The following is a 26,129-nucleotide window of genomic DNA, read 5'->3' on the forward strand; positions in this document are numbered from 1 at the left end:
TCGTCAAGATTCATTTCGCAAAACCCCTATCTGCGCCTGCAGGTAGGGGTTTTGTCTTTGTGGCGCAAAAACTCCCGGGCATACGCGCCCCCTGTCGGAGCGGGTTCACCCGCGAACACCGGCAAAGCCGGTGCCATCCACCGCGTCGCCTGTTTCGCGTGCTCGCCCACAACCTCCACAACTCCCACAATTCGAGCCAGAACACTAGAATAGGCCCACGCACCTACCCAGAAGCGCTATATGCCCAATCCTGTCGAACCTGAAACCCTGGCCCAGTTGCCGCTGGACGAGCTTGTCGCTTGCCATGAATGCGACCTGCTGCTGCGCAAGCCTGTGCTCCAGCATGATGAGAAGGCCCAATGCCCGCGCTGCGGCTACGAGCTCTACGCCCATCGGCACAATGTGGTCAATCGCAGCCTGGCCTTGGTACTCACCGCCTTGCTGCTGTTTGTGCCAGCCAATTTTCTGCCAATCATGCAGCTGCACCTGCTTGGCCAGACATCGGACGATACCGTCTGGAGTGGCGTGCTGGGCCTGTACAACTCGGAAATGCGCGGTGTGGCCGTGGTGGTCTTCCTCTGCAGCATGGCCATACCCCTGGCAAAACTGCTCTGCCAGTTGTTCGTTCTATTGAGCATCCGCCTGAACGTGGGGCGTAACTTTGGCCTGCTGTTCTACCGCATCTATCACCACTTGCGTGACTGGGGCATGCTCGAGGTCTATTTCATGGGCGTGCTGGTGGCCATCGTCAAACTGGTGGACCTGGCCGAACTGACCGTGGGCCTGGGGCTGTTCTGCTTCATCAGCCTGTTATTGATCCAGGTGTGGCTCGAAGTGGTGATGTCACCGCACCAGATCTGGAGTGCGCTATCAGGGGAGGACCTGCATGCGGGCGATTGATGCAGGCATTCTTGTCTGCAATGAATGTCACGAGCTGAACAGGCAACAGCCAGACAGCACTTCACAAACCTGTACACGCTGCGGCGCCATCGTGCATGCCCGTCGGCCGAACAGCATCGCGCGTACCTGGGCGCTGCTGATCGCCGCTTCGATCCTGTACATCCCGGCCAACATGCTGCCGATCATGACCGTGAGCACCCTGGGCCAAGGCAGCCCCGACACGATCATGTCCGGCGTCATCACCTTGCTCAAGCATGGCATGGTGCCGATTGCTGCCGTGGTGTTCATTGCCAGTATCCTGGTGCCCACGTTCAAGCTGGTGGGGATTGGCTTGCTGTTGTACTCCGTTCAGCGTCGGCAACCGCTTTCGGCGCGCCAACGGATATTGATGTACCGCTTCATCGAATTCATTGGGCGCTGGTCCATGCTCGATATCTTCGTCATTGCCATTCTGGTGGCGGTGGTGAATTTCGGCCGAATAGCCAGTGTCGAAGCCAATCTGGGCGCTGTCGCCTTTGCAACTGTGGTGATCCTGACAATGCTTGCCGCTTTAACTTTCGATCCCCGACTGATTTGGGATAACACGGAGTCGGATGACGACCATGAGTGACCTGCCAACGGCTAAAACCCGCCCAGCCTCGAACTGGTCGGCCATCTGGATCCTGCCTTTGATCGCCTTGATGATTGGTGGCTGGCTTGCGTGGCAGGCTTACCGTGATGCCGGTGTGGAAATTGAAGTCCGCTTCGAGTCGGGCGAGGGTATCGTCGCCAACAAGACCGAGGTTATCTACAAGGGCATGCCGGTTGGCAAGGTCGTAAGCCTGGTGCTCGACGCCAAGGGTGAGAACCAGGGGGTGATCGCCACCATCGAGATGAACAAGGCTGCCGAGCCTCATCTGACCAAAGGTACGCGTTTCTGGCTGGTGAAGCCGAGCGTCAGCCTGGCGGGTATTTCCGGCCTTGAGACACTGGTGTCAGGCAACTACATCGCCGTCAGCCCGGGGGAAGGGGAGCGCACCAAGCGCTTTACCGCCTTGAAAGTGGCGCCGCCGCTGTCGGACACCGAGCCTGGCCTGCACCTGACCCTCAAAGCCGAGCGACTGGGGTCGCTCAACCGTGACAGCCCCGTGTTCTACAAGCAGATCCAGGTTGGCCGGGTTAAAAGCTACCGCCTGTCCGAGGACCAGAGCACCGTCGAGATCAAAGTCTTCATCGAGCCGGCCTATGCCAGCCTGGTGCGCAAGCACACGCGTTTCTGGAACGCCAGCGGCGTCAGCATCGATGCCTCGCTTTCGGGCGTGAAAGTGCGTAGCGAGTCGCTGTCGAGCATTGTCGCCGGTGGTATCGCCTTTGCCACGCCGGAGCACCGCAAGGACAGCCCACCCACCGACTCGAACCTGCCGTTCCGTCTGTATGAGGACTTCGACGCGGCCCAGGCCGGTATTCGGGTAAAGGTGAAGCTGAGCGACTACGAGGGCCTGCAGGCCGGCCGTACACCAGTCATGTACAAGGGTATCCAGGTGGGCTCGCTGAAAGCCCTGACGATGGCTGACAACCTGGCCAGTGCATCGGCCGAGCTGACGCTGGACCCGTTGGCCGAGGACTATCTGGTCGAGGGCACGCAGTTCTGGGTGGTCAAGCCGTCTATTTCCCTGGCGGGTATCACCGGCCTGGAAGCGCTGGTCAAAGGTAACTACATCGCCATTCGCCCCGGTGAGAAGGGGGCGCGGCCCGAGCGTGAGTTCGAGGCCCGCGCCAAGGCGCCACCGCTCGACCTCAAGGCACCGGGCCTGCACATGGTGTTGTTCGCCGACACCCTGGGCTCGCTGGAGGTCGGTAGCCCGGTGATGTACCGCCAGGTGAAGGTGGGTAGCGTGCAGAGTTACCAGTTCGCCCGCCACAGCAACCGCATCCTGATCGGTGTGCATATCGAGAAGGAATACGAAAAACTGGTCAATGGTTCGTCGCGCTTCTGGAACGTCAGTGGTATCACCCTGACGGGCGGCCTGTCGGGCATCAAGATCAAGAGTGAATCACTGCAGACCTTGATGGCAGGTGGTATCGCATTCGACACGCCGCGGCCCGATGTGCAGCTCAAACGCCACATTCCACGCTTCCGCCTGCATGACAGCCAGGAGGCGGCCAACCGTGCAGGGACGTTGATCACCATTCGTGTGGACCGGGCCGATGGCCTCAAGCCGGGCACGGCGATTCGCTTCCGTGGCCTGGATGTGGGCAGCATCGAGAGCGTCGACCTGACCGATGACCTGCAGGCGGTGCTGCTGCGGGCGCGCATTACCGAAGCGGCGGACCGTATCGCCCGCGTCGGTACGCAGTTCTGGGTGGTCAAGCCAGCCTTTGGCCTGGTGCGCACGCAGAACCTCGACACCCTGGTGGGTGGGCAGTACCTGGAAGTGCAGCCGGCAGCCAAGGACCGCGGCCCGCAGCGCGATTTCATCGCCTTGGCCGACGCCCCGCAGGTGGCCGGGCCGGAAGTCGGCCTGCCGTTGACGCTAAGCGCCCCGCGCCGTGGCTCGATCAAGCCGGGTGTGCCGGTGACCTACCGTGAGGTTGCGGTGGGCAAGGTGACGGGCTTCGAGTTGGGCCAGAGCGCTGACCGTGTGCTGATCCATATCCTGATCGAGCCGCGCTACGCAGCCTTGGTGCGCAGCGGCAGCCGCTTCTGGAACAGCAGCGGCTTTGGTTTCGACTGGGGACTGTTCAAGGGGGCTACGGTGCGTACCGAGTCGGTGGAGACCCTGATCGACGGCGGTATCGCTTTCGCCACGCCGGATGGCGAGCAGATGGGCAACCCGGCACGGCCGCAGCAGACCTTTGCCTTGTTCGACAAGGCCGAGGATGAATGGCTGCAGTGGGCGCCGAAGATTCAGATTGCCAAGTAACATAGGGCAGGGCTACCAAACATGGCCCTGCTTTTTTGTGTGGGAGCGGCCTTGTGTCGCGAAAGGGTCGCAAGGCCGCTCCCACAGAAGGCCGCCCCCACCGAGGGGGCGCAAACACAAATCGCAGGCAACAAAAAGCCGACCCTAGGGTCGGCTTTTCGACTAGCGCGTCGCTTAGGCAGCTGCAGCTTCTTTCAGCGCCTTGATGTGGCCATTCAGACGGCCTTTGTGACGAGCAGCCTTGTTCTTGTGGATGATGCCCTTGTCGGCCATACGGTCGATTACAGGCACAGCCAGAACGTAAGCGGCTTGCGCTTTTTCGGCGTCTTTTGCGTCGATGGCTTTGACTACATTCTTGATGTAGGTGCGGACCATGGAACGCAGGCTGGCGTTGTGGCTGCGACGCTTCTCAGCCTGTTTTGCACGTTTCTTGGCGGAAGGTGTGTTGGCCACCGTCGAGCTCCTCGAAAGACTTTAGGTAAATAGCAAACAAAATAGGCCGCGAATCATGCCGATCAGTCGAACGGATGTCAAGGCCACCTGCAAGGTTCCGCCGAGCGGTGCGCCAACAAGAGGGAAATATTCCTTTCTGCTGCGCGACCTGTAAACTCGGGAATTTTTGGCTCCCCTGCGAAGGCGCGGGAGTATCGCACATTCGGATGCTGTCTGGCAGCGTCCTCTGCCCTTGGCGTGAATCTTTTCGATGAACCTGCTCAAATCCCTGGCTGCGGTAAGCTCGATCACCATGATTTCGCGGGTGCTGGGCTTTGTCCGCGACACCATCCTGGCGCGTGTTTTCGGCGCCGGCATCGCCACCGATGCCTTCTTCATTGCCTTCAAGCTGCCCAACCTGCTGCGGCGCATCTTTGCCGAGGGCGCTTTTTCCCAGGCCTTCGTGCCGATCCTGGCCGAATACAAGACCCAGCAAGGCGAGGAGGCGACCCGCACCTTCGTTGCCTATGTCAGCGGTCTGCTGACCCTGGCTCTGGCGCTGGTGACCGCCGTAGGCATCCTGGCGGCGCCGTGGGTGGTGTGGGCGACCGCGCCGGGCTTTGTCGACAGCGCCGAGAAATACGAGCTGACCACCGCCCTGTTGCGGGTGACTTTTCCTTATATATTGCTGATCTCGCTGTCCTCCCTGGCCGGGGCGATCCTCAATACCTGGAACCGTTTCTCGGTGCCGGCCTTTACCCCGACCCTGCTGAACGTGGCGATGATCGCCTTCGCCGTGCTGCTCACGCCGTATTTCGACCCGCCGATCATGGCCCTGGCCTGGGGCGTGCTGGCCGGTGGCCTGGCGCAGTTGCTGTACCAGCTGCCAGCGTTGAAGAAGATCGGCATGCTCGTGCTGCCACGCCTGAACCTGCGCGATGCCGGCGTGTGGCGGGTACTCAAGCAGATGTTGCCGGCGATCCTCGGGGTGTCGGTGAGCCAGATCTCGCTGATCATCAACACCATCTTTGCCTCCTTCCTGGTGGCTGGCTCGGTGTCGTGGATGTACTACGCCGACCGCCTCATGGAGCTGCCTTCCGGCGTGCTGGGCGTTGCCTTGGGTACCATACTGCTGCCGACCCTGGCCAAGACCTACGCCAACAAGGACCGCGAAGAATACTCGCGGATCCTCGACTGGGGCCTGCGCCTGTGCTTCCTGCTGGTGCTGCCCTGCACCCTGGCCCTGGCCATCCTCGCCGAGCCATTGACCGTGGCGCTGTTCCAGTACGGCAAGTTCACCGCCGTCGACGCAGCCATGACCCAGCGGGCGCTGATCGCCTATTCCGTGGGCTTGCTGGCGATCATTCTGGTCAAGGTACTGGCACCCGGCTTCTATGCGCAGCAGAATATCCGTACACCGGTGAAGATCGCGGTATTCACCCTGGTCTGCACCCAACTGTTCAACCTGGCCCTGATCGGTCCGCTCGCGCATGCCGGCCTGGCCCTGGCGATCAGCCTGGGGGCCTGCCTGAACGCCGGCCTGCTGTTCTGGAAGCTGCGCAGCCAGCAGCTGTTCCAGCCGCAGCCAGGCTGGGCGATGTTCCTGCTCAAGCTGGTGCTGGCGGTGGGGCTGATGTCGGCGGTATTGCTGGCCGGCATGCATTTCCTGCCGGCCTGGGAGCAGGGCAACATGCTCGAGCGCCTGGTGCGTCTGGGGGCTCTGGTGCTGGCGGGCGTCGTGACCTATTTCGGCTGCCTGTACCTGTGCGGCTTCCGGCCCCGGCATTTCGCCCGCAAGGCCTTGCACTGAGGCATCGGGCGGGTCAGGCGTCGGTTTTTCGCATTCCACGCCGCCCTTGGGCGCTGCTGCCTGTCACCGGCGCCCGGGTGTGGTTATAATCGGCCACTTTATGAGCAAGAAGCGCGTTATGCAGCTGGTTCGAGGTCTTCACAACCTGCGCCCCGAGCACCGGGGCTGTGTCGCCACCATTGGCAACTTCGACGGGGTTCACCGCGGCCACCAGGCGATCCTGGCGCGCCTGCGCGAGCGCGGCCAGGCCTTGGGCCTGCCGACCTGCGTGGTGATCTTCGAACCGCAACCACGCGAGTACTTCGCCCCCGACACCGCACCGGCCCGCCTGGCCCGCCTGCGCGACAAGATCGAGCTGCTGGCGGCCGAAGGCATCGACCGGGTGCTGTGCCTGGCATTCAACCAGCGCCTGAGCAAACTCAGCGCCGACGCCTTCGTCAAGGCCATCCTGGTCGACGGCCTGGGTGTACGCCACCTCGAAGTGGGCGATGACTTTCGCTTCGGCTGCGACCGCGCCGGCGACTTCGCCTTTCTGGTTGGCGCCGGCGAGCAGTACGGTTTCACCGTCGAGGCCGCCAACACGGTGATCCAGGATGGCCTGCGGGTCAGCAGCACCGAAGTGCGCAAGGCCCTGTCCGAAGGTAACTTCGAGCTGGCCGAGCACCTGTTGGGCCGCCCGTACCGCATCACCGGCCGCGTGCTGCATGGCCAGAAGCTGGCCCGCCAGCTCGGCACACCTACCGCCAACATCCAGCTCAAGCGCCGCCGCGTGCCGCTGTCCGGGGTCTACCTGGCCAGCATCGAAATCGACGGCAAGGCCTGGCCGGGTGTCGGCAATATCGGCGTGCGTCCCACCGTGACCGGTGACGGGCGCCCGCACCTGGAAATTCATCTGCTGGACTATGCCGGCGACCTGTATGGCCGGCGCCTGACGGTGGAGTTCCACCACAAGCTGCGTGAAGAGCAGCGATTCGCCTCCCTGGAGGCGCTGAAGTCGGCGATCGATGCGGATATCGCCGCCGCACGTGCACATTGGCACGCTCAACCGCTAACGAAGAGCCTGAAATGACCGACTACAAAGCCACGCTTAACCTTCCGGACACCGCCTTCCCCATGAAGGCCGGCCTGCCTCAGCGCGAACCGCAGATCCTGCAGCGCTGGGACAGCATTGGCCTGTACCAGAAGCTGCGCGAAATTGGCAAGGATCGTCCCAAGTTCGTCCTGCACGACGGCCCGCCCTATGCCAACGGCAAGATTCACATCGGTCATGCGCTGAACAAGATCCTCAAGGACATGATCGTCCGTTCCAAGACCCTGGCCGGCTTCGATGCACCGTATGTGCCGGGCTGGGACTGCCATGGCCTGCCGATCGAGCACAAGGTCGAGGTCACCCACGGCAAGCACCTGTCCGCCGACCGCACCCGCGAGCTGTGCCGCGAGTACGCCGCCGAGCAGATCGAAGGGCAGAAGACCGAGTTCATCCGCCTGGGCGTGCTGGGTGACTGGGACAACCCGTACAAGACCATGAACTTCGCCAACGAGGCCGGCGAAATCCGCGCCCTGGCCGAAATGGTCAAGCAAGGCTTCGTGTTCAAGGGCCTGAAGCCGGTGAACTGGTGCTTCGATTGCGGTTCGGCCCTGGCCGAGGCCGAAGTCGAGTACGCCGACAAGAAATCGCAGACCATCGACGTTGCCTTCCCGGTTGCCGATGAGGCCAAGCTGGCCGCTGCCTTCGGCCTGGCTTCGCTGGCCAAGCCGGCCGCCATCGTGATCTGGACCACCACCCCGTGGACCATCCCGGCCAACCAGGCGCTGAACATCCACCCGGAGTTCAAGTACGCCCTGGTCGACACCGGCGAGCGCCTGCTGGTACTGGCAGAAGAGCTGGTCGAGTCGTGCCTCAAGCGCTACAGCCTGGAAGGCTCGGTCGTCGCCACCGCCCAGGGCTCGGCGCTGGAACTGATCAACTTCCGCCACCCGTTCTACGACCGCCTGTCGCCAGTCTACCTGGCCGACTACGTCGAACTGGGCGCCGGTACCGGCGTGGTGCACTCCTCGCCAGCCTACGGTGAAGACGACTTCGTCACCTGCAAGCGCTACGGCATGGTCAACGACGAGATCCTCACCCCGGTGCAGAGCAACGGCGTGTATGTCGAGTCGCTGCCCTTCTTCGGCGGCCAGTTCATCTGGAAGGCCAACCCGGCCATCGTCGAGAAGCTGAGCGAAGTCGGCGCGCTGATGCACACCGAAACCATCAGCCACAGCTACATGCACTGCTGGCGCCACAAGACCCCGCTGATCTACCGCGCTACCGCGCAGTGGTTCGTGGGCATGGACAAGCAGCCGACCACTGGCGAGCCGCTGCGTGAGCGCGCGCTGAAAGCCATCGAGGACACCAAGTTCGTCCCGGCCTGGGGCCAGGCGCGCCTGCATTCGATGATCGCCAACCGCCCGGACTGGTGCATCTCGCGTCAGCGCAACTGGGGCGTGCCGATCCCGTTCTTCCTGCACAAGCAGACAGGCGAGCTGCACCCGCGCACCGTCGAACTGATGGAAGCCGTGGCCAAGCGCGTCGAACAGGAAGGCATCGAGGCCTGGTTCAAGCTGGACGCCGCCGAACTGCTGGGCGCTGAAGCCGAGCAGTACGACAAGATCACCGACACCCTGGACGTGTGGTTCGACTCGGGTACCACCCACTGGCACGTGCTGCGTGGTTCGCACGACATCGGCCACGCCACCGGCCCGCGTGCCGACCTGTACCTGGAAGGTTCCGACCAGCACCGCGGCTGGTTCCACTCGTCCTTGCTGACCGGTTGCGCCATTGACGGCCACGCGCCGTACCGCGAGCTGCTGACCCACGGCTTCACCGTGGACGAGAACGGCCGCAAGATGTCCAAGTCGCTGGGCAACACCATCGAGCCGGAAAAGGTCAACAACACCCTGGGTGCCGACATCCTGCGCCTGTGGGTAGCCGCCACCGACTACTCCGGTGAAATGGCCGTTTCCGAGCAGATCCTGCAGCGCAGCGCCGACGCCTACCGCCGTATCCGCAACACTGCACGCTTCCTGCTGTCCAACCTGTCCGGCTTCGACCCGGCCCGCGACCTGCTGCCCCCGGAAGACATGCTGGCGCTGGACCGTTGGGCCGTGGACCGCACCCTGCTGCTGCAACGCGAGCTGGAAGAGCACTACGGCGAGTACCGTTTCTGGAACGTCTACTCCAAGGTTCACAACTTCTGCGTGCAGGAGCTGGGCGGCTTCTACCTCGACATCATCAAGGACCGCCAGTACACCACCGGCGCCAACAGTGTTGCCCGCCGTTCCTGTCAGACCGCGCTGTTCCACATCAGCGAAGCGCTGGTGCGCTGGATCGCGCCAATCCTGGCGTTCACCGCCGATGAAATCTGGCAGTACCTGCCGGGCGAGCGCAACGAGTCGGTGATGCTCAACGGCTGGTACCAGGGCCTGACCGAGCTGCCGGAAGGTACCGAGCTGGACCGCGCCTACTGGGACCGCGTGATGGCCGTCAAAGCCGCGGTCAACAAGGAGCTGGAAAACCAGCGTACCGCCAAGGTCATCGGCGGCAACCTGCAGGCCGAAGTCACCCTGTACGCCGACGAAGGCCTGAGCGCCGACCTGGGCAAGCTGGGCGACGAACTGCGTTTCGTGCTGATCACCTCGGCCGCCAGCGTAGTGCCATTCGCACAGGCACCGGCCGAAGCCGTGGCCACCGAAGTCGAAGGCCTCAAGCTGCAAGTGGTCAAGTCCGGTCACGCCAAGTGCGGCCGCTGCTGGCACTTCCGCGCCGACGTCGGCAGCCACCCGGAGCACCCGGAAATCTGCGGTCGTTGTGTCGACAACCTGAGCGGTTCCGGCGAGGTGCGCCACTATGCCTAACCCTGCAGCGGGGCGCTTCGGGCGCCTTGCATGGCTTTGGCTGAGCCTGGTGGTACTGGTCCTCGACCAGGCCACCAAGCTGTATTTCAACAACGCCCTGACCATGTACCAGCAGATTGTCGTGATCCCTGACTACTTCAGCTGGACCCTGGCCTACAACACGGGCGCGGCCTTCAGCTTCCTGGCGGAAAGCTCCGGCTGGCAGCGCTGGCTGTTCGCCCTGATCGCCGTGGTGGTCAGTGCCGTGCTGGTGGTGTGGCTCAAGCGCCTGGGGCGCAACGAAACCTGGCTGGCCGTGGCGCTGGCGCTGGTGCTGGGTGGCGCGATCGGCAACCTGTACGACCGCGTCGTGCTTGGCCATGTGGTCGACTTCATCCTGGTGCACTGGCAGAACCGCCATTACTTCCCGGCCTTCAACCTGGCCGACAGTGCCATCACCGTTGGTGCGGTGATGCTGGCGCTGGATATGTTCAAGAGCAAGAAGTCCGAGGATCCGGTCCATGACTGACACCCGTATCGGCCAGAACACCGAAGTCACCCTGCACTTCGCGCTGCACCTGGAAAACGGCGACACCGTCGACAGCACGTTCGACAAGGCCCCAGCCACCTTCAAGGTCGGCGATGGCAACCTGCTGCCAGGTTTCGAGAACGCCCTGTTCGGCTTCAAGGGCGGTGACAAGCGCACCGTCGTGGTGGCCCCGGAGAACGCCTTCGGCCAGCCCAACCCGCAGAACGTGCAAGTCATGCCGCGGTCCCAGTTCCAGGGCATGGAGTTGTCCGAAGGGCTGTTGATCATCTTCAACGATGCCGCCAACACCGAGCTGCCGGGTGTGGTCAAAGCGTTCGATGACGACCAGGTGACCATCGACTTCAATCACCCACTGGCTGGCAAGACCCTGACCTTCGAGGTGGAGATCCTCGAGGTGAAGGCCCTGTAAGCCTGGAGCCGAGCATGCAAATCAAACTCGCCAACCCTCGCGGCTTCTGCGCGGGGGTCGACCGGGCGATCGAGATCGTCAACCGCGCGCTGGAAGTTTTCGGCCCGCCGATCTATGTGCGTCACGAAGTGGTGCACAACAAGTTCGTGGTGGAAGACCTGCGCAACCGTGGTGCCATCTTCGTCGAAGAGCTGGACCAGGTGCCGGACGATGTCATCGTCATTTTCAGTGCCCACGGCGTTTCCCAGGCCGTGCGCCAGGAAGCCGCTGGCCGTGGCCTGAAAGTGTTCGATGCCACCTGCCCGCTGGTGACCAAGGTGCACATCGAAGTGGCCAAATACAGCCGCGACGGCCGTGAGTGTATCCTCATCGGCCACGAGGGGCACCCGGAAGTCGAAGGCACCATGGGCCAGTATGACGCCAGCAACGGCGGCGCCATCTACCTCGTCGAAGACGAGGAGGATGTTGCCAACCTGCAGGTGAAAGACCCGGACCACCTGGCATTCGTCACCCAGACCACGCTGTCGATGGACGACACCAGCCGCGTCATCGACGCCCTGCGTGCACGCTTCCCGAACATTGGCGGCCCGCGCAAGGACGACATCTGCTACGCCACCCAGAACCGCCAGGACGCGGTCAAGCAACTGGCGGACGAGTGCGACGTGGTACTGGTGGTCGGCAGCCCGAACAGCTCCAACTCCAACCGCCTGCGCGAGCTGGCCGAGCGCATGGGCACCCCGGCTTACCTGATCGACGGTGCCGAAGACCTGCAACGTGGCTGGTTCGACCAGGCGGCGCGGATCGGCATCACCGCCGGTGCTTCGGCCCCCGAAGTGCTGGTGCGTGGCGTGATCGAGCAGCTCAAGGCCTGGGGCGCCAGCGGCGCCGAAGAGCTGGATGGGCGGGAAGAGAACATCACCTTCTCCATGCCCAAAGAGCTGCGGGTTCGGTCGCTGATCTGACACGGCCCGCACCTGGGGGCTGTTTTATGTGGGAGCGGCCTTGTGTCGCGAAGGGGCCGCTCCCACAGCGACCGCGCATGCTAGCTGGAAGTGCATTGGGAGTTTTTTGGCTCTCCCGTGAGTACCCTGACCCTGCCAGTGGATGCCATCACCACTTGATACTGGCTGGTTGCAGTCAAGCGCTCGCAAACCTCCATCGTTGAAGCAAGCCAATTTTGGTTTTGCCCCAGCGGCACCCCTTGCGCACTGAATTTCAGCTGCACACCGCGATTACTCGTGATCTTCAGCGGCCGTGAAAGACGCTGCTCGCGCAGCACCTGCTGGTTATGCTCCAGCACCACCCGCCAACCATTCCCCCAATTACCGTCCAACGCCTGCACCAGTACCGGCTGGCTTTGCAGCACGGCATGGCTGCGCGCACTGCGCAGCGCCTGTGCCAGGTCACGGGCGGCCGCCGCCCTGTGCAGGTCATCGCTCAACCTGGCGTAGGCCGGCATGCCGAGCTGCGTCAGCAACATGGCCACCGCCAAGGCCGACAACATTTGAATCAGTGTTACACCTCGTTGCTTCACCGTGCATTCCTCCCTGGAAGTGCTTGGCTGTAGCTTCACGGTCGTTGGACCAGCGGTCCAGTCGCCCGGGTTCAATGCAATTGCGGGAAAAGTCGCAGGAGGTGCAGGGATGCGCGCAAGGCAATGGGGCATGACGCTGCTGGAGGTGCTGTTGGCAATGGTGGTCGTGGCCGTGGGCGTGTTTGCAGCGGCAGGGCTGCAACTGCAGGCATTGCAGGCTACCGACAGCGCACACCGCGAAGGGCAGGCGGCGTTGGCAGCGCACAGTGAGCGTGAACGGAGCAGGCGGTGAGGCGCCTCCAGGGTGGTTTCGGCTTGCTCGAGCTGACGCTGGCGCTGTCCATCGGGGTGATGTTGCTGGCGGCGGCCAGCCAGCTCTTTGCCTCTGCTCACCAGGCTTGGCGCCTGCAACGTACGGCAGTGCGCATGCAGGATGAGGCGCGGCTGGCATTGCTGCGCATGGCGCAGGATATCCGCATGGCGGGGATGTTTGGTTGCCTGCGGATCGCGCCAGGTGACTTCAAGGCCGCGAGCGCACAGCAGGCATTCGCCCGCCCGCTGGAAGTTGATACCAGCACCCTGAGCCTGGTGGTGGCGGAGTTGCCGGGACAGGCTGGCAAGAGTGACTGGCTTTTGCAGACGGACTGTATCGAGAAGGTGGTCGTGCAAGCAGAGCGCGATGTGCGATACCCGTTGGCGTACCCCATCAGCAAGTACGTTTATCAGCTTCAGGGCAATGTGCTGAAGTTCAAGCGAGGAACAAGCTTTCAGCCGTTGGTGGAGAATGTGCGAGCGGCGCGTTTCGAACGTGTGCAAACGTCGCAGGGAGAGCGAGTGGATATCGCCCTGACGTTATACGAGCCCACGCTCAGGATCGAACAACGTCATGCACTGAGTGTGGCGTTGCGCAACCCGGTACCGGGGCCATGAAGCGTCAACGCGGTGTCGTGTTGCTGTTGGCGCTGGTGTTGAGCCTGCTGCTAGGTGTGCTGACGGCCTCGGCCCTGCGCGAAGCCGTGGTTGAGACACGCATGGCCGGCGACATGCGCGATGGCCTGCTGGCATTTGAAGAGGCTGAGGCCACCTTGCAGGCAGGGGCGAGCGAGCTTGAGCGGGCACCCCCTGATCCATGCACAGCGTGCCTTCCTCCAACCCGGCCGCATGATCTGCCGGGGCAGTGGCAGCACACGAAATCCGGTTACTTTCATATACAGCACCTAGGGCCAACCACTCGTGCCGCACACATGCCGGAAGGGCAGCAGGTCACCCTGTTCCGGATAACTGCCGTCAGCCGGCAAACCCAGTCACGCCATGTACTGGAAGCCGTCTACGCCGTGGCCGGCGACACAACCCGGCGCATCACCTGGCGGCAAAGATTGCGAGGAGACTGACATGCAGCAAGGCTTGAGCCTGATCGAGTTGTTGATTGTGCTGGCCGTGACCGGCATTCTGGCAGCCATTGCCTACCCCAGTTACAGCGACCAGCTACGGCGAGCCGCGCGCAGCGAAGTGGTTGGCCTGCTGCATGATGCCGCCCTGCGCCTGGAGCGCCACCGCCTGCGCACTGGCCAATACGCCGAGGGCGACCCGGCCTTGCCCGACGGTACCCGCTATTACAGCCTGCAGGCCCGGCGCGACAGCGACACCTTCACGCTGCGCGCCCGGCGGCTGCCGAGCGGGCTGATGGCGCAGGACCGCTGTGGCGATTTCCAGCTCGACCAGGCCGGCGTGCAGCGCAATCCGGGGGCCGTTGCCGGCAGCGAGCACTGCTGGGGAAGCTGAAGGTTGAATGATGCCCGGTGCATCGCGGATTTACTTCAGGTGTTGGATCGACAGATGAGCAAGCAAGTAGTGGTGGTCGGCGGCGGGGTGATCGGCCTGCTGACGGCATTCAACCTGGCGGCCAAGGTCGGGCAGGTGGTGGTGTGTGATCAGGGTGAAGTCGGCCGCGAATCGTCCTGGGCCGGCGGTGGCATCGTCTCGCCGCTGTACCCGTGGCGCTACAGCCCGGCCGTGACCGCCTTGGCACACTGGTCGCAAGACTTTTATCCACAGCTGGGCGAGCGCTTGTTCGCCAGCACCGGCGTCGACCCCGAAGTGCACACCACCGGCCTTTACTGGCTCGACCTGGACGACGAGGCCGAAGCGCTGGCCTGGGCCCAGCGCGAGCAGCGGCCGCTGAGTGCCGTGGATATCTCGGCGGCCTATGACGCGGTGCCGGTGCTGGGCCCGGGCTTCAAGCGGGCCATCTACATGGCTGGCGTGGCCAACGTGCGCAACCCGCGCCTGGTGAAGTCGCTCAAGGCGGCATTGCTGGCGTTGCCCAACGTGACCTTGCGTGAGCACTGCCAGATTACCGGCTTCGTCCAGCAAGGCGGTCGCGTGACCGGTGTGCAGACGGCAGACGGCGTGCTGGCGGCGGATGAGGTGGTGCTCAGTGCCGGTGCCTGGAGTGGCGACCTGCTGCGCACGCTTGGCCTTGCGCTGCCGGTGGAGCCGGTGAAGGGCCAGATGATTTTGTTCAAGTGTGCCGAAGACTTCCTGCCGAGCATGGTGTTGGCCAAGGGGCGCTATGCGATCCCGCGGCGTGACGGGCATATTCTGGTGGGTAGTACGCTGGAGCATGCCGGTTATGACAAGACTCCGACCGAGGAGGCGCTGGAAAGCCTGAAGGCGTCGGCGGTGGAGTTGTTGCCTGAGCTCGAGGGGGCCACGGTGGTGGCGCACTGGGCCGGGCTGCGGCCAGGGTCGCCGGAAGGTATTCCGTACATCGGGCCGGTGCCGGGGCATGCGGGGTTGTGGCTGAACTGCGGGCATTACCGCAACGGGCTGGTGCTGGCGCCGGCTTCGTGTCAGCTGTTTACCGACCTGCTTACCGGGGCAGCGCCGATCATTGACCCGGCGCCGTATGCGCCAGCCGGGCGGCTGGGCTGAGGGCCTCTTCGCGGGTAAACCCGCTCCCACAGGTACATCACAGGTTTCGAAAACTGTGCGATCCCTGTGGGAGCGGGTTTACCCGCGAAGAAGCCAGTGGAGATCTGAATTCAGTCTTGGCGGCCAGGCCCTTGCTGCAGATGTGCCTGGCTGCAATACCACTCGTTGCCCTGCTGCAGCGCCCGGTCATTGGGCAGGTGCACGCCGCAATGGGCGCAGCGCACCATCTTCAGCGGCGCATCCAGCTTGGCCTCGGGGTGCGACTGTTGGCTGGCTTTGAACTTGCGCCACAGCCAGAACGCGGCGGCGATCAGGGCGATCCAGAAAAGTAGGCGAACCATGGTGTCCAGCTTGTCGGTTGAAGAAGCCGACAGTCTAGGACGCGGCCAATAAAAAAGGGAGGCCCAAGGCCTCCCTTTCATGTACCGCTGCGTATCAGTCGAACAGACCAAAGGTCATGTAGCTGAACCAGGAGCGGTCCTTCTCGGCTTCCTTCGGCCCTTCCGGCACGATCGGATCACCGTTCTCGTCCGTCGGCAGCAGCTCACGTGGCATCTCGTCACGCGCGTCCTGGAACTGCTTGACCACGTCCTGGTTGGCGCGGGTTTCGCCCGGCGGCAGCGGGGTGTCGGTTTCGATCAGGCCCAGGGTGGCCTTGGACAGCCAGCCGCGGCCGTCAGACTCGGTCTGCTTGGGCTGGAATTCGCCATCGACCAGGCTCGGGTGGTCCGGGTAGTTGAGCTTGAGGGTTTCCAGGCTGGTGGCGGCCAGTTCGTCCAGGTGCATCTTCTGGTACGCCTCGACCATCACCGCCAGGCCGTCGCCGACCGATGGGGTTTCCTGGAAGTTCTCCACCACGTAGCGGCCACGGTTGGCAGCGGCTACATAGGCCTGGCGGCTCAGGTAGTAGTCGGCCACATGGATTTCGTACGAGGCCAGCAGGTTGCGCAGGTAGATCATGCGCTGCTTGGCGTCGGGCGCGTAACGGCTGTTGGGGAAGCGGCTGGTCAGCTGGGCGAACTCGTTGTACGAGTCGCGTGCGGCTCCCGGGTCACGCTTGGTCATGTCCAGCGGCAGGAAGCGCGCCACCAGGCCACGGTCCTGGTCGAACGAAGTCAGGCCCTTGAGGTAGTAGGCGTAGTCGACGTTCGGGTGCTGCGGGTGCAGGCGGATGAAGCGCTCGGCGGCCGACTTGGCAGCCTCGGGCTCGGCGTTCTTGTAGTTGGCGTAGATCAGCTCGAGCTGCGCCTGGTCGGCATAGCGGCCGAACGGGTAGCGCGACTCCAGGGCCTTGAGCTTGTTCACGGCACTGGTGTAGCTGGAATTGTCCAGGTCAGCTTGCGCCTGCTGGTACAGCTCGGCCTCGCTGAGGTTCTCGTCAATCACTTCTTTATTGGAGGAACAGGCCGCGGTGAGCCCGAGGATGGCGATCAGCAGCAGGTGTTTCACTTGCATGGCGGCTTGCGTCCCTTTGACGGCCGCTGTCTTGGGCGGTGCCGTCCTGTTATGATGAGCGCCCCGGCCAACCCCGGGACAAAAGAAGTCGTATTTAACCACAAGCTCGCAGCCGAAACCAAAGGCTGTGCGCCCGCCGAATCGAGCATGTCCGAGATCATTCAACTTAGCGCAGAGGTGCCGTCCGAACTGGGCGGTCAACGCCTCGACCAGGTCGCCGCCCAATTGTTCGCCGAGTACTCGCGTTCCCGGCTGACTTCGTGGATCAAAGAAGGCCGCCTGACGGTCGATGGTGCCGTGGTGCGCCCTCGAGACCTCGTCTATGGTGGCTCGCAACTTGTCCTGGAGGCCGAGCAAGAGGCCCAGGGCGAGTGGGTCGCCGAAGATATCGAGCTGGATATCGTCTACGAAGACGACCATATCATGGTGATCAACAAGCCTGCCGGGCTGGTTGTGCACCCGGCCGCCGGGCATGCCAGCGGGACATTGCTCAATGCACTGCTGCACCACGTGCCTGACATCGTCAACGTACCGCGCGCCGGTATCGTCCACCGCCTGGACAAGGACACCACCGGCCTGATGGTAGTGGCCAAGACCTTGCAGGCGCAGACCCGGCTGGTCGAGCAGATGCAGGCGCGCAAGGTCAGCCGCATCTATGAGTGCATCGTGATTGGCGTGGTCACTGCCGGCGGCAAGATCGATGCCCCGATCGGCCGCCACGGCGGCATGCGCCAGCGCATGGCGGTCACCGACGGCGGCAAGCCGGCGGTCAGCCACTACCGTGTGCTCAAGCGCTTCCGCTCGCACACCCACGTGCGGGTCAAGCTGGAAACCGGCCGTACCCACCAGATTCGCGTGCACATGGCTCACGTTGGCTTCCCGTTGGTCGGCGACCAGACCTACGGCGGGCGCTTCCGCATTCCGCCGGCCGCCAGCCCGACCATGGTCGAGGCGGTGAAAACCTTCCCGCGCCAGGCACTGCATGCACGCTTCCTGGCATTGGCTCACCCGATTACCGGTGAAGTCATGAAGTGGGAATCGCCGCTGCCGGATGACTTCGTCTGGTTGCTGTCGCTGCTGAACCAGGACCGCGAGAGCTTTATCGGATGAGTGGCCTGACGCAGTCGCTGCTGTTCCCCGACTGGCCTGCTCCGGCCTCGGTGCGCGCCTGTGTCACCACCCGCCAGGGCGGTATCAGCCTGCCGCCCTATGAAACCTTCAACCTTGGTGACCATGTAGGGGACGACCCTGCCGCGGTGGCCGAGAACCGCCGTCGCCTGAGCGACGAATTCGCCATCCAGCCGGCCTGGCTCAAGCAGGTGCACGGGCTGGTGGTGGCGGATGCCAATCCGGCCGTGGTGGCCGAGGCTGATGCCAGCTGGACCGACCAGCCTGGCATCGCCTGCACCGTGATGACTGCCGATTGCCTGCCTGTGCTGTTCTGCGACCGGGCCGGTACCCGCGTGGCGGCGGCGCATGCTGGCTGGCGTGGGCTGGCCGGTGGTGTGCTGGAAGCCACCCTGGATCGCCTGGCACTGCCGCCCGAAGAGGTACTGGTGTGGTTGGGGCCGGCGATTGGCCCGCAGGCCTTCGAAGTGGGGCTGGAAGTGCGTGACGCCTTTACGGCGGTGCACCCGGAAGCGGGCAGGGCGTTTGTCGATGGTGCCCGGCCAGGCAAGCTGATGGCCGACATCTATGAGCTGGCGCGTATCCGTTTGGCGGCGCGTGGGGTGACTGCTGTTCATGGCGGTGGCTGGTGCACGGTCAGCGATGAGCGGTTCTTCTCCTATCGGCGTACCCCGCAGGGTGGGCGTTTTGCTTCCCTGGTGTGGCTGGAACCGCGCTAGCCCTGTACCGGCCTCTTCGCGGGTAAACCCGCTCCCACAGGCTAATCACAGGCCTTGAGAGCGGTGCAGGACCTGTGGGAGCGGGTTCACCCGCGAATGGCCCGGCGCCAACCCAACAGGTTGACTTCGGTCAACCCCGCTACGCTTGAATCTTCCAGAATCAGCCTTATCTATAAAGTCATCTCAGGCAGGTTTCTTCATAAACAGGCGCTGTCCATCGCTCCGACCTGCCCTTTAAAGGAAGGTACCCCATGCGAATAGACCGTTTGACCAGCAAGCTGCAGCTTGCATTATCCGATGCCCAATCCCTGGCCGTTGGCATGGACCACCCCGCCATCGAGCCCGTGCACCTGTTGCAGGCACTGCTCGAACAGCAGGGCGGTTCGATCAAGCCGCTGCTGATGCAGGTGGGCTTCGACATCAACAGCCTGCGCCAGGCGCTGGTGAAAGAACTCGACCAGCTGCCGAAAATCCAGAACCCCACCGGCGACGTGAACATGTCGCAGGACCTGGCGCGCCTGCTCAACCAGGCCGACCGCCTGGCCCAGCAGAAGGGCGACCAGTTCATTTCCAGCGAGCTGGTGCTGCTGGCCGCCATGGACGAGAACAGCAAGCTCGGCAAGCTGTTGCTGGGCCAGGGCGTGAGCAAGAAAGCCCTGGAAAACGCCATCAACAACCTGCGTGGCGGCGCGGCCGTCAACGACGCCAATGCCGAGGAATCGCGCCAGGCGCTGGACAAGTACACCGTCGACCTGACCAAGCGTGCCGAAGAAGGCAAGCTGGACCCGGTGATCGGCCGTGACGACGAAATCCGCCGTACCGTGCAGGTGCTGCAACGCCGTACCAAGAACAACCCGGTGCTGATCGGTGAGCCAGGCGTAGGTAAAACCGCCATCGCCGAAGGCCTGGCCCAGCGCATCATCAATGGTGAAGTGCCCGACGGCCTGAAGGGCAAGCGCCTGCTGGCGCTGGACATGGGCGCGCTGATTGCCGGTGCCAAGTACCGTGGTGAGTTCGAAGAACGCCTCAAAGGCCTGCTGAACGAGCTGTCCAAGCAGGAAGGGCAGATCATCCTGTTCATCGACGAACTGCACACCATGGTCGGCGCCGGCAAAGGCGAGGGCGCCATGGACGCCGGCAACATGCTCAAACCGGCCCTGGCCCGTGGCGAGCTGCACTGCGTTGGTGCCACCACGCTGAACGAGTACCGCCAGTTCATCGAGAAGGACGCAGCCCTGGAGCGCCGCTTCCAGAAGGTGCTGGTCGAGGAGCCGAGCGAGGAAGACACCATCGCCATCCTGCGTGGCCTGAAAGAGCGCTATGAAGTGCACCACAAGGTGGCCATCACCGACGGCGCCATCATCGCTGCGGCCAAGCTCAGCCACCGCTACATCACCGACCGCCAGCTGCCGGACAAGGCTATCGACCTGATCGACGAAGCGGCCAGCCGCATCCGCATGGAGATCGACTCCAAGCCGGAAGTGCTCGACCGCCTGGACCGTCGCCTGATCCAGCTGAAGGTGGAATCGCAGGCGCTGAAGAAGGAAGAAGACGAAGCGGCGAAAAAACGCCTGGAGAAGCTGACCGAGGAAATCGAGCGGCTGGAGCGTGAATACGCCGACCTGGAAGAAATCTGGGCCTCCGAGAAGGCCGAGGTGCAAGGCTCGGCGCAGATCCAGCAAAAGATCGAACAGGCCCGCCAGGAGCTGGAAACCGCCCGTCGCAAAGGCGACCTGAGCCGCATGGCCGAGCTGCAGTACGGGGTGATCCCGGACCTGGAGCGCAGCCTGCAGATGGTCGACCAGCACGGCAAGACCGAGAACCAGTTGCTGCGCAACAAGGTCACCGAGGAAGAAATTGCCGAAGTGGTGTCGAAGTGGACCGGTATTCCGGTGGCCAAGATGCTCGAAGGCGAGCGTGAAAAGCTGCTGAAGATGGAAGAGCTGCTGCACCAGCGCGTGATCGGCCAGAGCGAGGCGGTAACCGCCGTGGCCAACGCCGTGCGCCGTTCGCGTGCCGGGCTGTCCGACCCGAACCGGCCGAGTGGTTCGTTCATGTTCCTTGGCCCGACCGGGGTGGGCAAGACCGAGCTGTGCAAGGCGCTGGCCGAGTTCCTGTTCGACACCGAAGAGGCGATGGTGCGCATCGACATGTCCGAGTTCATGGAGAAGCATTCCGTGGCTCGCCTGATCGGCGCCCCACCAGGCTATGTCGGGTATGAAGAGGGCGGTTACCTGACCGAGGCGGTACGGCGCAAGCCATACTCGGTGGTGCTGCTGGACGAGGTGGAGAAGGCCCACCCGGATGTGTTCAACGTGCTGTTGCAGGTGCTGGAAGACGGCCGCCTGACCGACAGCCACGGGCGCACCGTGGACTTCCGCAACACTGTGATCGTGATGACCTCCAACCTGGGCTCGGCGCAGATCCAGGAACTGGTGGGTGACCGCGAGGCACAGCGTGCGGCAGTGATGGATGCGGTGGGTTCGCACTTCCGTCCGGAGTTCATCAACCGTATCGACGAAGTGGTGGTGTTCGAGCCGCTGGGCCGCGAGCAGATTGCCGGCATTACCGAAATCCAGCTGGGCCGCCTGCGCAGCCGCCTGCTGGAGCGCGAACTGTCGCTGAGCCTGAGCCCGGAGGCGTTGGACAAGCTGATTGCCGTGGGTTACGACCCGGTGTACGGCGCACGGCCGCTGAAGCGTGCGATCCAGCGCTGGATCGAAAACCCGCTGGCGCAGTTGATCCTGGCAGGCAAGTTCATGCCGGGGACGGCGATTACCGCCAAAGTGGAAGGCGACGAAATCGTCTTCGGCTGATTTGTTGCACCATGAGCCCCGCATCTGCGGGGCTTTTTTTTGCCTGTGCCGGCCCCTTCGCGGGTCAACCCGCTCCCACAGGATTACCTACCGCTCAAAGGCCTGTGCAGTACCTGTGGGAGCGGGTTTACCCGCGAAGAGGCCGGCACCGCCCCAGCAAATCCGGGTCTTTCCAACCTTCCTGGATAACTTGCTGAAATTTTTGAAATTTTTGCTTGCATCTAAAATCGAGTGCCCCTAATATACGCCGCGTTGTCAGGCACTAAGCGAATCACCAGCAACATCGGTGACCGCAAAACAACTTACAAATCAGTAAGTTGAATGAAAAAAAGTGGTTGACAAGCAAAACGAAGAATGTAGAATGGCCGGCCTCAGCAGCTGCAACGCGAAAGCGGATAGCCAAAGAGACCGAAGCTAACACAAGCTTCGAAGCTGTAAAGATGTACCGAAGTTCAGTTCCGCGATAGCTCAGTCGGTAGAGCAAATGACTGTTAATCATTGGGTCCCTGGTTCGAGTCCAGGTCGCGGAGCCAATCTCGGGGTGTAGCGCAGTCCGGTAGCGCGCCTGCTTTGGGAGCAGGATGTCAGGAGTTCGAATCCCCTCACCCCGACCATTTTCCGGGTCGTTAGCTCAGTTGGTAGAGCAGTTGGCTTTTAACCAATTGGTCGTAGGTTCGAATCCTACACGACCCACCATGTAAAAAGGGCATCTCAAGCGAGATGCCCTTTTTCTTTAAGTATCACGGGGTGTAGCGCAGTCCGGTAGCGCGCCTGCTTTGGGAGCAGGATGTCAGGAGTTCGAATCCCCTCACCCCGACCATTTCCGGGTCGTTAGCTCAGTTGGTAGAGCAGTTGGCTTTTAACCAATTGGTCGTAGGTTCGAATCCTACACGACCCACCATGAAAAAAAGGGCATCTCCAATGAGATGCCCTTTTTTTTGCCTGGCAGAATTGTGAGCCTGCATTGCGCGCGGTCGTTTGTGGGAGCGGCCTTGTATCGCGAAAGGGGCGCAAAGCGCCCCCGGCAATCTTCAGTGTCAGTGCAACTTCAACCTAGGCTCGGTACCCCGGCCAATCTTGCTGCCCAGCATCATCAACGCCGTGCGGAAGAACCCGTACAACGCCATCTGGTGCATCCGGTACAGCGACACATAGAACATCCGCGCCAGCCAGCCCTCCAGCTTCACGCTGCCCATCAGGTTACCCATCAGGTTGCCCACCGCCGAGAAGCGCGACAGCGACACCAGCGAACCGTAGTCCTTGTACTCATAGGTCGGCAGCGGCTTGTTCTCCAGCCGCGCCTTCAAACTCTGCGCCAGCATCGAAGCCTGCTGGTGCGCCGCCTGGGCGCGTGGCGGCACGTTGCGGTCGCTACCCGGTTGCGGGCAGGCGGCGCAGTCACCGAAGGCAAAGATGTTGTCGTCGCGGGTGGTCTGCAGGGTAGGGCGCACCACCAGCTGGTTGATGCGGTTGGTTTCCAGGCCATCGATGTCCTTGAGGAAACCCGGCGCACGGATACCTGCCGCCCACACCTTCAGGCTGGCCTGGATCACTTCACCGTCTTTGGTTTTCAGGCCATCCTCGGTCACTTCACTGACGGCGGCGTTGGTCATCACCTTCACCCCGAGTTTTTCCAGGGTCTTGTGCACCGGCACGCTGATGCGCTCTGGCAGCGCCGGCAAAACGCGCGGGCCCGCCTCGATAATGGTGATGTGCATGTCCTTGGGCTGGATGCGGTCCAGGCCATAGGCCGCCAGTTCGTGGGCCGCGTGGTGCAGTTCGGCTGCCAGTTCCACACCGGTGGCACCGGCACCGACGATGGCCACGCTGATTTTCTCGCTGGCCACATCACCGGCATGGGCACGCAGGTAGTGGTTGAGCAACTGCTGGTGGAAACGCTCGGCCTGCTTGCGGGTGTCGAGGAACAGGCAGTGCTGCGCCGCGCCCAGGGTGCCGAAGTCGTTGGTGTTGGAACCCACGGCAATGACCAGCGTGTCGTAGCCCAGGGTGCGCGCAGGCAGCAGCTCGCGGCCCTCTTCATCGAGGGTGGCGGCCAGTTGAATCTGTTTGCCTTCACGGTCCAGGCCGCTCATGCGCCCCAGCTGGAAGTTGAAGTGGTTCCACTTGGCCTGGGCCACGTAGTTCAGTTCGTCTTCCGAGGAGTTCAGCGAGCCGGCGGCCACTTCGTGCAGCAGCGGTTTCCAGATGTGCGTGAGGTTGGCGTCGACCAGGGTGATTTCGGCCTGCTTGCGCTTGCCCAGGCTTTTACCCAGGCGGGTCGCCAGTTCCAGGCCGCCGGCGCCGCCGCCGACAATCACGATGCGATGAGTCATGGGGATATCTCATAAGGTTTACGGAATTCGTGGCCCCGGGGGCCGGCCGCAAACTGCACGAGGGGAGGGCGAGCGCGAAGCAGCTCATAGCACCAGTCCACTGAGCAGGCGGCTGATGAGACCCAACCCGATGGTCACGGCCACCACCAGCACAAGGAGCAGCCACGGCCGGAAGGGCCTGCGCTCGACTTGGTGCTGGGGGGCTCGCAGATACTCATCGACACGACGCTGATCTTCCGGATTCAGGCGGCTGGTCATGGTGGGGCCTCGTCAGGTAGACGTTTGTGACTGCGTAAACGCTACAGCGTTCACGCAAGCGCTTGAAACAAATGATAAGGCTTTCTATCTCTGGCGCCGAGTGTACGCCATCGCAAACACTCGCTGCAGTGGATCAAAGACTGATGCCCACGTCGAACACAATGCTGCGGCCCAGGTTGCCACGCAGGAAGTCCGGCGCGTCGGGGTGGGCGAACAGCACCCGGGCAAAGGTCGGCCCCACCAGCGACAGCGAGCGCCAGCCCTGGCGCAGGTATTCGGTGGGCGGTGGGAAGTGGGTGTTGAGGTCGAGTACTTCGCGCTTGAGGCTGGCGAAGGCAATGATGTCCAGCTCGTTCAGCTCCAGCCCGCGTTCCCGGTAGTTGTGCGCCTTCTTGCGCAAGGTCGGCGCCAGGCGCCCCAGCAGCTCGGTGGCACTGATGCGCCGCGGGCGCGCTTCGCGGCGTACCAGCTGCGCCAGGGAAAACGCACTGCGCCGGCGCTGCAGTTCTTCGCGCCATTCATCGTTGAGCCGGCGGCCCTCGTCGAGCACGAAAAACACCTCGAAAGCCGCGTCGCGGAACAGCACGTCTGGTGGTTCCTGCCCGGCCGGGGTGAAGTCCTCGCTGCGGTAGGGGATGTTCAGCCCCTGCAACAGGCGTTGGCACACCCAACGCTCCCGCTCCCACTTGCGGGCGTTGGAGAGAAAGGCATTGGCTTGCTCCGCCTGGATGGTAAGCAGGCGCAGGTAGTCTGAGTCATCCATGCAGACAAGCTTAGCCGCTAATCGATGACGATAAGATGCTGTTTGTGCGCAGAAATCAGCTCAGCACAGGCCACTGCTGCACCACCCCCAGCAGATGCACCAGGCCAAACCCCAGGCAGATCAGCGAACTGACCACAATGAAACGCCGCGAACGCCCGGTGCCCGCCAGCAACAGGGGCCCCAACAGGCCACGCACCAGGTACACCAAGGTGATCAGGCAGATGGCCGGCAGCAGCAAGGGCAGCCGGCCGATGGCCCCGGCAGCTGACAGCGCATAGGCCGACCAGGCCAGCAGCACGCAGGCGATGGCTGCAGTGATCAGCCCCGGGTACCAGCGGCCCTTTTCGGCGGCCACGGCCATGCGCTCACCGGCGCCGAACAACCGGTACCAGCGCGGCCCGACGGCGATGATGGCCAGGTGAAGTACGCCGATGATGGCGTTGAGGGCTGCTGCCAGCAGCAGGGCGAGGTTGATTCCTTCCGGCATGAGCAATGCTTCCTGCATCGTATGAAGGCGCTAGCCTAGCGCAACCGAATGAAACGGAGAATGGGTGTAGACTCGCGTTATCCACATGGCTGCAAGGGGCATTCGTCAGGTGATCAGCGCGCAGGTGTTGTCCGGCACCACCCTTACGCTTGGCTGGCTGGGTTATGTGCCGTTGCTGGTCTGGGCGGTCAGCCGGGTTGGCTGGGTTGAGCTGTTCACTGACCGGCGCCGCCAGCATCTGCTGTTTGGCACGGTGTTCTGCCTGTTTGCGCTGTGGCTGGTGCGGAGCGATTTCGATACCGGGGTGTCGTACCACTTCATCGGCATGACGGCGGTCACGCTGCTGCTGGACTGGCCACTGGCGGTGCTGGGTGGGTTCATGGCCCAGCTCGGCTTGCTGGTGCTGGGGCGCCAGGACCTGGCGGCGCTGGGGGTGAATGGCTTGTTGCTGGTTGGCCTGCCGGTGCTGATAGCCGAGGCGTGCGCGATAGCGGTCGAGCGCGCCCAGCCGCGAAACCTGTTTGTGTATATCTTCTGTTCAGGGTTCTTCCCGGCGGCACTGACGGTGCTGGCCTGCCTGTCGGTCGGGCTGGGGCTGTTGTGGCTGGACGGGCGCTTCGCCATGCCGGAGTGGCTCAGCGATTTTGTCGGCTACCTGTGGCTGATGATGTTCCCCGAAGCGTTCATCAACGGCACGGTAATCAGCGCGCTGGTGGTGTTTTGCCCGGAGTGGCTGGAAACCTTCAACCGCACGCGGTATCTGCAGGCGCCGTGGAAGGAGGATGAGCGGTGATTTTGTGGCGGCTGTACTGGCCCTTTCGC

26 protein-coding genes and 5 tRNA genes are annotated in these 26,129 nt (G+C 63.1%); 23 read left to right on the forward strand and 8 right to left on the reverse strand.

Going from position 1 to position 26,129, the window contains the following annotated elements; translation table 11 throughout:
• The first annotated feature begins 240 nt into the window (after positions 1 to 240).
• From ACIQYU_RS00005 to ACIQYU_RS00015, 3 genes are read left to right on the forward strand one after another with little or no spacing between them, the layout of a single operon-like run.
• Positions 241 to 900 (forward strand): paraquat-inducible protein A, encoded by a 660-nt coding sequence (locus tag ACIQYU_RS00005; protein WP_207835425.1) that lies wholly within the window; start codon positions 241 to 243, stop codon positions 898 to 900.
• Positions 887 to 1,510, forward strand: coding sequence for a paraquat-inducible protein A (locus tag ACIQYU_RS00010; RefSeq protein ID WP_015268842.1), 624 nt, complete (start codon positions 887 to 889; stop codon positions 1,508 to 1,510). Before ACIQYU_RS00005 ends, ACIQYU_RS00010 begins: the two co-directional genes overlap by 14 nt.
• Positions 1,503 to 3,803: a PqiB family protein gene (locus tag ACIQYU_RS00015; RefSeq protein WP_207835435.1), complete on the forward strand. Its 2,301-nt coding sequence runs from the start codon at positions 1,503 to 1,505 to the stop codon at positions 3,801 to 3,803. Before ACIQYU_RS00010 ends, ACIQYU_RS00015 begins: the two co-directional genes overlap by 8 nt.
• 174 nt (positions 3,804 to 3,977) lie before the next feature.
• Here the strand turns inward: ACIQYU_RS00015 and rpsT are convergent, their stop codons facing one another.
• On the reverse strand, positions 3,978 to 4,256 hold the full coding sequence (gene rpsT / locus ACIQYU_RS00020; RefSeq protein ID WP_003247625.1) for a 30S ribosomal protein S20: 279 nt from the start codon (positions 4,254 to 4,256) through the stop codon (positions 3,978 to 3,980).
• Positions 4,257 to 4,506: 250 nt separating this feature from the next.
• Between rpsT and murJ the strand changes: the two genes are divergently transcribed.
• The 6 genes from murJ to ispH all read left to right on the forward strand — a co-directional run bounded on the left by murJ (position 4,507) and on the right by ispH (position 11,842).
• Positions 4,507 to 6,045 carry a murein biosynthesis integral membrane protein MurJ gene (gene murJ / locus ACIQYU_RS00025; protein ID WP_207835438.1) on the forward strand — a complete coding sequence of 513 codons (1,539 nt, stop codon included), beginning with the start codon at positions 4,507 to 4,509 and terminating at the stop codon, positions 6,043 to 6,045.
• Positions 6,046 to 6,163: 118 nt separating this feature from the next.
• Positions 6,164 to 7,114, forward strand: a complete 951-nt coding sequence (gene ribF, locus ACIQYU_RS00030; RefSeq protein ID WP_207835440.1) for a bifunctional riboflavin kinase/FAD synthetase — start codon at positions 6,164 to 6,166, stop codon at positions 7,112 to 7,114.
• A complete protein-coding gene (gene ileS, locus ACIQYU_RS00035) occupies positions 7,111 to 9,942 on the forward strand; it encodes an isoleucine--tRNA ligase (RefSeq protein ID WP_402797619.1) in 2,832 nt (943 codons plus the stop codon). The genes ribF and ileS overlap by 4 nt, the downstream gene beginning before the upstream one ends.
• Positions 9,935 to 10,450 (forward strand): signal peptidase II, encoded by a 516-nt coding sequence (lspA, locus tag ACIQYU_RS00040; RefSeq protein ID WP_233688124.1) that lies wholly within the window; start codon positions 9,935 to 9,937, stop codon positions 10,448 to 10,450. Before ileS ends, lspA begins: the two co-directional genes overlap by 8 nt.
• A complete protein-coding gene (gene fkpB / locus ACIQYU_RS00045) occupies positions 10,443 to 10,880 on the forward strand; it encodes an FKBP-type peptidyl-prolyl cis-trans isomerase (protein WP_207835462.1) in 438 nt (145 codons plus the stop codon). The genes lspA and fkpB overlap by 8 nt, the downstream gene beginning before the upstream one ends.
• A gap of 14 nt (positions 10,881 to 10,894) precedes the next feature.
• The gene (gene ispH / locus ACIQYU_RS00050) at positions 10,895 to 11,842 is read left to right on the forward strand and encodes a 4-hydroxy-3-methylbut-2-enyl diphosphate reductase (protein ID WP_087503395.1); all 948 of its coding nucleotides are present in this window, start codon (positions 10,895 to 10,897) and stop codon (positions 11,840 to 11,842) included.
• An 80-nt stretch (positions 11,843 to 11,922) separates the two neighbouring features.
• Here the strand turns inward: ispH and ACIQYU_RS00055 are convergent, their stop codons facing one another.
• Positions 11,923 to 12,414, reverse strand: a complete 492-nt coding sequence (locus ACIQYU_RS00055; protein WP_233688123.1) for a GspH/FimT family pseudopilin — start codon at positions 12,412 to 12,414, stop codon at positions 11,923 to 11,925.
• A 109-nt stretch (positions 12,415 to 12,523) separates the two neighbouring features.
• Here ACIQYU_RS00055 and ACIQYU_RS00060 point away from each other — a divergent pair, with 109 nt between their 5' ends.
• From ACIQYU_RS00060 to thiO, 5 genes are read left to right on the forward strand one after another with little or no spacing between them, the layout of a single operon-like run.
• Positions 12,524 to 12,706 carry a prepilin-type N-terminal cleavage/methylation domain-containing protein gene (locus ACIQYU_RS00060; RefSeq protein ID WP_333957056.1) on the forward strand — a complete coding sequence of 61 codons (183 nt, stop codon included), beginning with the start codon at positions 12,524 to 12,526 and terminating at the stop codon, positions 12,704 to 12,706.
• A complete protein-coding gene (locus ACIQYU_RS00065) occupies positions 12,703 to 13,344 on the forward strand; it encodes a pilus assembly protein PilW (RefSeq protein WP_343584808.1) in 642 nt (213 codons plus the stop codon). The genes ACIQYU_RS00060 and ACIQYU_RS00065 overlap by 4 nt, the downstream gene beginning before the upstream one ends.
• Positions 13,341 to 13,805, forward strand: a complete 465-nt coding sequence (locus tag ACIQYU_RS00070) for a hypothetical protein (RefSeq protein WP_343584806.1) — start codon at positions 13,341 to 13,343, stop codon at positions 13,803 to 13,805. The genes ACIQYU_RS00065 and ACIQYU_RS00070 overlap by 4 nt, the downstream gene beginning before the upstream one ends.
• Position 13,806: 1 nt before the next feature.
• Positions 13,807 to 14,196 (forward strand): type IV pilin protein, encoded by a 390-nt coding sequence (locus tag ACIQYU_RS00075; protein WP_207835480.1) that lies wholly within the window; start codon positions 13,807 to 13,809, stop codon positions 14,194 to 14,196.
• 54 nt (positions 14,197 to 14,250) lie between these two features.
• A complete protein-coding gene (gene thiO, locus ACIQYU_RS00080) occupies positions 14,251 to 15,348 on the forward strand; it encodes a glycine oxidase ThiO (RefSeq protein WP_402797627.1) in 1,098 nt (365 codons plus the stop codon).
• Positions 15,349 to 15,458: 110 nt separating this feature from the next.
• Here thiO and ACIQYU_RS00085 read toward each other — a convergent pair whose 3' ends face one another.
• Both ACIQYU_RS00085 and ACIQYU_RS00090 read right to left on the reverse strand, forming a co-directional pair.
• Complete coding sequence (locus tag ACIQYU_RS00085) at positions 15,459 to 15,689, reverse strand: PP0621 family protein (RefSeq protein ID WP_013970760.1); 231 nt, start codon at positions 15,687 to 15,689, stop codon at positions 15,459 to 15,461.
• 94 nt (positions 15,690 to 15,783) lie between these two features.
• On the reverse strand, positions 15,784 to 16,803 hold the full coding sequence (locus ACIQYU_RS00090; RefSeq protein WP_063911146.1) for an outer membrane protein assembly factor BamD: 1,020 nt from the start codon (positions 16,801 to 16,803) through the stop codon (positions 15,784 to 15,786).
• Between the two features lie 147 nt (positions 16,804 to 16,950).
• On the opposite strand from ACIQYU_RS00090, the gene rluD reads away from it, so the two are divergent.
• The 8 genes from rluD (at position 16,951) to ACIQYU_RS00130 (ending at position 22,367) form a co-directional block, all read left to right on the forward strand.
• Positions 16,951 to 17,913 (forward strand): 23S rRNA pseudouridine(1911/1915/1917) synthase RluD, encoded by a 963-nt coding sequence (gene rluD, locus ACIQYU_RS00095; RefSeq protein ID WP_063911740.1) that lies wholly within the window; start codon positions 16,951 to 16,953, stop codon positions 17,911 to 17,913.
• A complete protein-coding gene (gene pgeF, locus ACIQYU_RS00100; RefSeq protein ID WP_207835507.1) occupies positions 17,910 to 18,650 on the forward strand; it encodes a peptidoglycan editing factor PgeF in 741 nt (246 codons plus the stop codon). The genes rluD and pgeF overlap by 4 nt, the downstream gene beginning before the upstream one ends.
• Positions 18,651 to 18,901: 251 nt before the next feature.
• Entirely contained in the window at positions 18,902 to 21,466 is a 2,565-nt protein-coding gene (gene clpB / locus ACIQYU_RS00105; RefSeq protein WP_063911148.1) for an ATP-dependent chaperone ClpB, read from the forward strand.
• 457 nt (positions 21,467 to 21,923) lie between these two features.
• A tRNA-Asn gene (locus tag ACIQYU_RS00110) sits at positions 21,924 to 21,999 on the forward strand.
• Between the two features lie 4 nt (positions 22,000 to 22,003).
• Positions 22,004 to 22,080 (forward strand) — tRNA-Pro (locus ACIQYU_RS00115).
• A 6-nt stretch (positions 22,081 to 22,086) separates the two neighbouring features.
• Positions 22,087 to 22,162: transfer RNA gene (locus tag ACIQYU_RS00120), tRNA-Lys, on the forward strand.
• Between the two features lie 47 nt (positions 22,163 to 22,209).
• Positions 22,210 to 22,286: transfer RNA gene (locus ACIQYU_RS00125), tRNA-Pro, on the forward strand.
• 5 nt (positions 22,287 to 22,291) lie between these two features.
• Positions 22,292 to 22,367 (forward strand) — tRNA-Lys (locus ACIQYU_RS00130).
• A 136-nt stretch (positions 22,368 to 22,503) separates the two neighbouring features.
• Here the strand turns inward: ACIQYU_RS00130 and ACIQYU_RS00135 are convergent.
• From ACIQYU_RS00135 to ACIQYU_RS00150, 4 genes are all read right to left on the reverse strand, one after another.
• Positions 22,504 to 23,799: an NAD(P)/FAD-dependent oxidoreductase gene (locus tag ACIQYU_RS00135; RefSeq protein WP_063911149.1), complete on the reverse strand. Its 1,296-nt coding sequence runs from the start codon at positions 23,797 to 23,799 to the stop codon at positions 22,504 to 22,506.
• An 84-nt stretch (positions 23,800 to 23,883) separates the two neighbouring features.
• Positions 23,884 to 24,057 carry a DUF3094 family protein gene (locus ACIQYU_RS00140; protein ID WP_013970765.1) on the reverse strand — a complete coding sequence of 58 codons (174 nt, stop codon included), beginning with the start codon at positions 24,055 to 24,057 and terminating at the stop codon, positions 23,884 to 23,886.
• 133 nt (positions 24,058 to 24,190) lie between these two features.
• A complete protein-coding gene (locus tag ACIQYU_RS00145; RefSeq protein WP_013970766.1) occupies positions 24,191 to 24,820 on the reverse strand; it encodes a DUF1780 domain-containing protein in 630 nt (209 codons plus the stop codon).
• 55 nt (positions 24,821 to 24,875) lie between these two features.
• Positions 24,876 to 25,307: a hypothetical protein gene (locus tag ACIQYU_RS00150; protein ID WP_063911150.1), complete on the reverse strand. Its 432-nt coding sequence runs from the start codon at positions 25,305 to 25,307 to the stop codon at positions 24,876 to 24,878.
• 85 nt (positions 25,308 to 25,392) lie between these two features.
• Here ACIQYU_RS00150 and ACIQYU_RS00155 point away from each other — a divergent pair, with 85 nt between their 5' ends.
• Entirely contained in the window at positions 25,393 to 26,100 is a 708-nt protein-coding gene (locus ACIQYU_RS00155) for an energy-coupling factor ABC transporter permease (RefSeq protein WP_402797638.1), read from the forward strand.
• The last annotated feature ends 29 nt before the right edge of the window (positions 26,101 to 26,129 follow it).

It is taken from the genome of Pseudomonas sp. NPDC096925 (assembly GCF_044762545.1).
Classification (GTDB): domain Bacteria; phylum Pseudomonadota; class Gammaproteobacteria; order Pseudomonadales; family Pseudomonadaceae; genus Aquipseudomonas.